This is a genomic window from Clostridium sp. Cult3 (genome assembly GCF_021655115.1).
Lineage (GTDB): Bacteria > Bacillota > Clostridia > Tissierellales > Tepidimicrobiaceae > PPXY01.
The window spans coordinates 65,133-72,776 of the sequence record NZ_PPXY01000047.1; the positions used below are offsets into that span (position 1 = coordinate 65,133).

Sequence of the window (7,644 nt, forward strand, 5' to 3'; positions counted from 1 at the left end):
TTCTTAAGTTAAGGAGGGATATAGATGGATTTAATACAATTAAAGAATATATCCAAATATTATGCCGAAAATCAGGTATTAAACCAAGTTTCCCTATCTATTAAGGAAGGAGAAGTCCATGGTCTTGTAGGAGAAAATGGTGCTGGAAAATCTACTTTGATGAATATACTATTTGGAATGCCTGTGATTCATTCAACAGGTGGTTTTGAAGGGGAAATAATAGTCAATGGAGAAGGCTTCTTCCCCAATTCTCCCGAAGATGCTATGGAACTTGGAATTGGTATGGTTCACCAGGAGTTCATGTTGATTCCAGGCTTTACTATTACTGAAAATATAAAGCTTAATAGAGAAAGTACTAAACCCTCTTTCCTAAGCAATATATTTGGTAAGAAACTAGAAAGACTAGATAGACCTACTATGACAAAAGATGCCCGTACTTCTTTAGATAAATTAAACATGTCCATAGATGAATACCTACCTATAGCAGGACTCCCTGTTGGCTATATGCAGTTTATTGAAATAGCTAGGGAAATCGACAAAAGCAATCTAAAGCTTTTGATACTAGATGAACCTACAGCAGTACTTACAGAGACAGAGGCTACCCAGTTTTTAGATGTGGTAAAAAGATTGTCAGAAATGGGTATATCCATATTGTTCATCTCACACAGATTAGAGGAAATAAAAAACATTGCCCATTCTATTACAATCTTAAGGGATGGTGAGGTAGTCAAAACCGTAGCTGCCGATGAAATAAGCATAGTAGATATGGCACGACTGATGGTAGGTAGGGAAATTGAAATAATCCGTGAAGAAGAAAATAGGGTAATTGATGAAGAATACATCCTAGAAGTTGTAAATCTCAAGGTAGATATGCCTGGAGAAAGAGTTAAAGGTATTGATCTACAGATTAGAAAAGGTGAAATATTAGGAATTGGTGGATTAGCTGGTCAAGGGAAATTGGGAATAGCCAATGGAATAATGGGAATATATGAGACTTCTGGGACTATTATTAAGTATGGAAAAGAGCTTTTGCTAAATAATCCTAGAGAAGCTCTAAACTCCTCCATTGCCTTCTTATCAGAAGATAGACGGGGAGTAGGACTTCTTCTAGATGATTCCTTAGAATTTAATATGGCTTTTTCAGCACTTGAAATACAAGATAAATTTCTCATAGAAATTGGACCTATAAAATTAATAGATGAAAGAGCCATAAGAAAACACGCTCTAAAGATGATAGAAGAATTGGATATAAGATGCACTGGACCAAGACAACACACTAGATATTTAAGTGGCGGAAATCAACAAAAGGTTTGCATCGCACGGGCTTTGACACTGGAACCAGATCTATTGTTAGTTTCAGAACCTACCCGTGGTATAGATATAGGAGCTAAAAAATTAGTGCTAGATACCCTAGTTAAATTGAACAGAGAACTAAATATGACAATAATCATCACCTCTAGCGAATTAGGTGAACTTCGTCAAATATCAGATAGAATAGCCATTATTTATGATGGTAGAGTCAAGGGAATACTTTCCCCTGATGCCTCTGACGAACACTTTGGACTTCTAATGGCTGGAGAAAGCTTAGATAAGGTGGTGAATTAAATGAAAGAATTCATAGATAAGATTGGTTTTCCAAGATTTATAATAGCCCTATTTCTAATTGGTCTTATTATATTGGCAGTAGCTATTGACATTCCCCTGTCAGGATTGATCACAGATATATTGGTCAGATTTGGTATGAACGCCATACTAGTATTAGCTATGGTACCAGCAGTCCAATCTGGTATCGGCCTTAACTTCAACTTACCCTTAGGCATAGTATTTGGCTTGATAGGAGCATTGATCAGCATCGAATTTCAGCTTTCTGGATTTAAAGGCTTTTTAATATCAATCCTGATAGCCATTCCATTGGCAGTGTTGTTTGGATACCTCTATGGTCGTATGCTAAATAAAATCAAAGGTCAAGAGATGACCGTAGGAACCTATATAGGTTTTTCCGTAGTATCACTAATGTGTATATTTTGGCTAATAGCTCCATTCAAAAGTCCTGAACTCATATGGGCCTATGGTGGCTCAGGGCTTAGGGTTACCGTATCTTTAGAATCCTCTATGGCCCATGTTTTAAATGATTTATTAGCTTTTAAAATTGGTAATGTAGTAGTACCTACGGGATTACTATTGTTTTTTGCTCTTTGTGCCTTCATAGTGTGGGTGTACAATCGAAGTAAAAGAGGACTTTCTATGAGAGTAGCTGGAAGCAATGAGGAATTTGCCCTATCTAATGGTATAGATGTAAGTAGGGAAAGGATAATAGGCACTATTTTTTCTACGGTATTAGCAGCTGTTGGGATAATAGTATATAGCCAATCCTTTGGATTCTTGCAGCTCTATAATGCTCCCCTATATGCAGCTATGCCAGCAGTAGCTTCCATACTAATAGGGGGTGCTTCCCTGCAAAGAGCTAAAATAATCCATGTTATTATCGGCACCCTGTTGTTCCAATCTCTATTGGTAGTTGCTTTACCAGTAATCAATATATTAGCTGAAGGAAGCATGTCTGAAGTAATAAGAACCATCATATCGAATGGTATCATTCTATATGCATTGACAAGAACTGGAGGTGAGAAGGCATGATGGTACCAATTATATTTCTTATATTAGGAGTAGCAGGATATTTTTTTACCGGCCTTCCTATAAAATTCTTAATGGATGAAATGGTCATACGACTAGCCAGAAATCTAGTACTAGTATTATCCTTAATTATTCCAGTAATCACTGGAATGGGTTTAAACTTTGCTATAGTATTAGGAGCTATGGCAGGGCAAATTGCCCTAATCATAATCACCAATCACACTATCGGTGGCGGATTAGGATTGCTTTTAGGCTTTGTCACATCTACCCCCATTGCTATTCTTTTTGGATTTTTAGTTGGCAAGATCTTAAATAAAGCAAAGGGAAAAGAGATGATCACCTCCATGATCTTAGGCTTTTTTGCCAACGGAATATATCAATTAATATTTCTAGTAATGGCTGGAAGCCTAATCCCTATAAAAAACAAATCCCTACTCCTATCTTCCGGTGTAGGATTAAAGAATACAGTGGATTTGGTGGGGGTTAGATATGCATTGGATAGATCAATTCCCTTAGGCAAATATCCCTTAGCCACTTTACTATTAACCTTAGGCCTATACCTATTGGTAAATTATTTCTTAAAGACAAAATTAGGTCAGGATATGAGGGCTGTAGGCCAAGATATGTATATTGCAGAGGTATCAGGCATAAATGTTGATAAGACCAGGATAACTGCCATAATCATGTCTACAGTTTTGGCTGCCTGGGGACAGATAATATTCTTACAAAATATTGGTACCATGAATACCTATGCTAGTCATGAGCAAGTAGGACTATTTGCAGTTGCTTCCCTTCTTGTAGGAGGAGCTAGCGTAGATAAGGCATCTTGGAAGGAGGCATTAATTGGAACCTTTCTATTCCATTTCCTATTTATCATATCTCCGCTAGCAGGACAAAATCTGATGAACAATGCTCAAATCGGAGAATATTTCAGAGTATTCGTAGCCTATGGAGTCATAGGATTAGCATTACTTCTTCACGCTTGGGAAAAAGATAAATCAAAAACTTCATTAAGTGATATATAAAACAGGGTGGCTTAAGCCACCCTGTTTTATACTATTCTAGTGCCATGAACTTCCTTAACCCCTGTGTTCTCTACTAATTCCATATAATTATCCTTAGTCACTCCTCCACCTGCTAGTATAACAATCCTATCCCCTGCATACTCAACTAATTCCTTTAATGATTCCTGATTATCTAAAGCTTTCCCCTTTCCACCTTTGGTAAGTATTCGATTTATATTCAAGTCTACTAATTTATCCAAAGTAGCTTTCTTATCCCCTACTTCATCAAAAGCCATATGGAATGTGATGCTTAGATCCCCTGCCTTACCTACTAGCCTTCTCAAGACAGCTTCATCTATTTTTCCATCCTCCGTCAAAGCACCTATGACTATACCGTCTACCTTTAGTTGTCTACATATATCTATATCCTTCTCCATTATCCTTACTTCCTCTTCTGTAAATACAAAACTCCCTCCCCTTGGTCGTATGATTACATGTACCTTTAAACCTAGGTTTTCTTTTGCCAACAAAATGGTGCCAAAACTAGGAGTAGTACCACCTTCCATTAGATTGTCACATAATTCTATTCTATGGGCTCCACCTTCAAAAGCCCTTTCAGCTTCCACATAATTTCCTACACAAGCTTCCTTTAATATTTCCATAGCATAACCTCCCCCCCTTATTATACCAAAATTTTTCCTCCATTACCTATGCAGAATAATCCATATTGGTATATAATATATATATATCATATATTAATCAATAATCATCATTACACTTTGTTTGGAGGTCCATATGTATAATTTAAGTTATGATCAGATTAAAACTTTACAGGAAAATACTACGAAAAAACTAATTAAATATATAAATGATTTTATAAACAAGGATAAATCTTTAGATTCTATAGAATTTTATTATCCTGACTTTGATGAGCAGAAAACCATGATAGCCTTTAATGTTTGGGTTAGTATAGACTATAGAACCCATTACGGTAAAAGTTTCATAGAACATATGCTAGAGGACAAATCCTGTCAGCTAACCAATATAGAAAAAGAAATACTGATGGAAAGGAACAAATCCCATATATCCCTGTTTGAAATATTGGAAATCGATGGAGAACATATTCACGGGATAGATCTATTGACCAGAAAACATCATTACCTTTGGGAACCCAACCTAGCCCCAATGCTAGGGCAAAACAATTTAATATTTGGCCGTATTGGAAGGGTATTAGAACATGAAGGGTTTATAGGAAATATTAGCTTTCTCCCTTCTTCCATAAAAGATTTATTTATAGAAGAGGTATTAATAGATTATAATTATGTAAGATTAAGAGAGCCTGAATTGACTATAGACAGATACCTAAAACGATATAGTCTAAACATATATAGGATCTATACCGAGTGTATATACGGTATCATCCAATTAGATGAGGATTTTACCTCTATTCTATACGATGAGTTGGAGGAATTTGAATACTATTTATCCCATCAAATGTCTAAACCCAGAATAAAAAAACATGTAAACAATCTAATAAATCTATTTGAATATTGTCTAATGGATGAGGAAATGACCCTTTACGATTTAGATCAAATAGACTTTGAATTCCTATTAAAAGAAGTCATTGATGATGGATTTATCACCGATGAAAGGGAGTTGAATTCCTTTATATCTACATTGAAAAAATATTTAGGTTATCTAAAAAACAAAACTCCCATATATAAGGAATCCTACGAACAGATACTTAAAATAAGCAAAAACAGATTTCTATACTTTAATAGGATCAAAAAATTTGAATTGCCTTTTTATATAGATAAAATTTTAGTTGACAATATAGTCAATTCATTGAACGAACAAGCCTTCGATTTTCTAATGGATTTTGAAAAATTTTTACTATATATAATGAACAATCCATTAGAATCTACAAAGAAGAATAAATATATTAAGAGAAAAGATCTATTAAATATTAATGAAGTAATGGAAAACAGTGAGGTAATTACTAGGAAAGGACCCAATCAAAAAGATTTCCCAATGATAAATCTTTTTTATCAATTTTCCATTGATAAAAAACTTATAGTACTTGAAGATGATTTAATAAATGCTACTAAAAAAGCTCCCCTATTTTTAAGATTAGGAGATGAACAAAGGTATAGTATATTCCTTCAATACATTTTAAATTATCAATTTTTAAGCCTTGTAAATCCTAATTTAGATCAGGTTCTTTTAGAAAAAGCCATGAATGATTTATTGGATTTGTTTTGTGAACTAGATGAGAATACTTATTATAGATATCAGGAATTAGCCCCTAAATATATTCAACATCCAGAGTCCCTTCTAGTCTATTATAAGTATTTAGAATTAATGGGACTATTACGATACAATTACTATCCCTATATTAGCATAGGAATAACCACTTTCGGGAAAATGATATTTAATATAATAGCTCATAGGGATGAACTAGATAATTACTATGGAAAGGTTATAGACTTGAGCCAATATCAAAAAACAGATAGAAAAAACTTGAACTGATCTTTGTCAAGTAGACAGGTAATTTAACTAAAATTTTATGAACATTTGGATGCATGGTTTCAATATTCTAAAGGAGCCATGCATCTTAGTCTTTTTTGAAATCTTTTTTCGTTGTAAAATTTAATATATTCAACTATTTTTTCCACTAATTCTTCTAGTGTTTTAAACTTTTCCCCGTAAAACATTTCTGTTTTTAAAGTACCAAAAAATCCTTCCATAGGTCCATTATCAATACATTTACCGACTCTAGACATACTTTGAGTCATTCCAGCTTCTTCAATCTTACCTTTAAAGACATCCCCTGTATATTGAAATCCTCTATCACTGTGAAATATGGTCTTTGCATCAGGATACCTTTGTATTGCTTTATCAAACATGCTAAATACAAGATGATTATTGTTCTTAAAGGAAATTTTATATTCAATTATACTATTATCATAAATATCCATAATTGGACTTCAATAGAGTTTTCTGCTATCTCCAGGAATTGAGAATTCAGTTCCATCTGTTAACTATTCCCTATTAGGAGCCTTAGCTATAAAATCTCTTGCTAATATATTTTCCTTTGTATACTCTGGCTTTACTCTAATTCGATTAACTTTCTTACCTCTAATTCTAGCTGTAATACCTAAAACATTCATAAGTCTATGTATAATTTGTGATTTTGTTTGTTAATGAACATAGCAATTCACTTCGTTTTTCTTTTTCAAGTTTCACACGATTTTTATGTTTGTAGTATGCACTTCTTGAAATATTTAGAACTTCACATAGTTTGGTTACTGCATAGCCCTTTTGTATACAAGCGCATAAGTAATTGAATACTTATCAGCTGCATCTTTGTAACTCATATTGTTTTCAATAACCCATTGTACTATTTCTAATCTATCTTCAAATGTAGTTTTTCTAGATTTCATGGTACAGACATCACCTTTAGGATCATAATCTTTTATTTTTATACCATTATACCATTTATTAATCCAACTTCTTACAACAGAAGAAATAATATTATATTTAGCTGCTAAGTCTGGCATTGAATATTTGCCTAAGGTATATTCTTCTACTACTGCTAGCTTAAATTTCTCACTATATGATTGGTTTGTAGCTGAAGTATCAAGTGCACTAGGTCCGTGTTCTTTATATGTTAGATACCATTGACGCACAACTTCCTTAGTAGTTCCAATCTTATCTGCAATTCCTTTAAAACTACTATAACCTTTCTCATAATCTTTGCAAGCTTTAATTTTTGCTTCTTTACTATGTTTTGATTTTCTTCCCATAATAAAATACCTCCAAGTAGATAATCTAATTTTTATTAATTAGACTGTCTACTTTGGAAGTATCATATCAACTCTATCTATTTTTTATTTTTATTAAAACCCTGTCAATAGTCAATGAAAATGTCACATAAGAACATAGAAATTTATTCAGTGAAAATGTCACTTTTAATGATAAAAAAAATATATAACCGCATTTATTC

8 protein-coding genes are annotated in these 7,644 nt (G+C 33.5%); 4 read left to right on the forward strand and 4 right to left on the reverse strand.

Annotation, left to right across the window (positions count from 1 at the left end; genetic code table 11):
- Nucleotides 1–24 precede the first annotated feature (24 nt).
- The 3 genes from C3E88_RS09510 to C3E88_RS09520 are packed head-to-tail and all read left to right on the forward strand — an operon-like array spanning nucleotide 25 to nucleotide 3,659.
- The gene (locus tag C3E88_RS09510) at nucleotides 25–1,605 is read left to right on the forward strand and encodes a sugar ABC transporter ATP-binding protein (RefSeq protein ID WP_236909948.1); all 1,581 of its coding nucleotides are present in this window, start codon (nucleotides 25–27) and stop codon (nucleotides 1,603–1,605) included.
- Complete coding sequence (locus C3E88_RS09515) at nucleotides 1,606–2,637, forward strand: ABC transporter permease subunit (RefSeq protein WP_236909949.1); 1,032 nt, start codon at nucleotides 1,606–1,608, stop codon at nucleotides 2,635–2,637.
- On the forward strand, nucleotides 2,634–3,659 hold the full coding sequence (locus tag C3E88_RS09520) for an ABC transporter permease subunit (protein WP_236909950.1): 1,026 nt from the start codon (nucleotides 2,634–2,636) through the stop codon (nucleotides 3,657–3,659). The genes C3E88_RS09515 and C3E88_RS09520 overlap by 4 nt, the downstream gene beginning before the upstream one ends.
- Nucleotides 3,660–3,685: 26 nt before the next feature.
- On the opposite strand, the gene C3E88_RS09525 is transcribed toward C3E88_RS09520, so the two are convergent.
- A complete protein-coding gene (locus C3E88_RS09525; RefSeq protein ID WP_236909951.1) occupies nucleotides 3,686–4,300 on the reverse strand; it encodes a copper homeostasis protein CutC in 615 nt (204 codons plus the stop codon).
- Between the two features lie 133 nt (nucleotides 4,301–4,433).
- Here C3E88_RS09525 and C3E88_RS09530 point away from each other — a divergent pair, with 133 nt between their 5' ends.
- On the forward strand, nucleotides 4,434–6,167 hold the full coding sequence (locus tag C3E88_RS09530) for a hypothetical protein (RefSeq protein ID WP_236909952.1): 1,734 nt from the start codon (nucleotides 4,434–4,436) through the stop codon (nucleotides 6,165–6,167).
- 59 nt (nucleotides 6,168–6,226) lie between these two features.
- Here C3E88_RS09530 and C3E88_RS09535 read toward each other — a convergent pair whose 3' ends face one another.
- From C3E88_RS09535 to C3E88_RS09540, 3 genes are all read right to left on the reverse strand, one after another.
- The gene (locus C3E88_RS09535; protein WP_236909953.1) at nucleotides 6,227–6,616 is read right to left on the reverse strand and encodes an IS3 family transposase; all 390 of its coding nucleotides are present in this window, start codon (nucleotides 6,614–6,616) and stop codon (nucleotides 6,227–6,229) included.
- 63 nt (nucleotides 6,617–6,679) lie between these two features.
- Nucleotides 6,680–6,808, reverse strand: a complete 129-nt coding sequence (locus C3E88_RS12355) for a hypothetical protein (RefSeq protein ID WP_272878526.1) — start codon at nucleotides 6,806–6,808, stop codon at nucleotides 6,680–6,682.
- A 135-nt stretch (nucleotides 6,809–6,943) separates the two neighbouring features.
- Nucleotides 6,944–7,444: a transposase gene (locus C3E88_RS09540; protein ID WP_236909954.1), complete on the reverse strand. Its 501-nt coding sequence runs from the start codon at nucleotides 7,442–7,444 to the stop codon at nucleotides 6,944–6,946.
- Nucleotides 7,445–7,644: the final 200 nt, after the last annotated feature.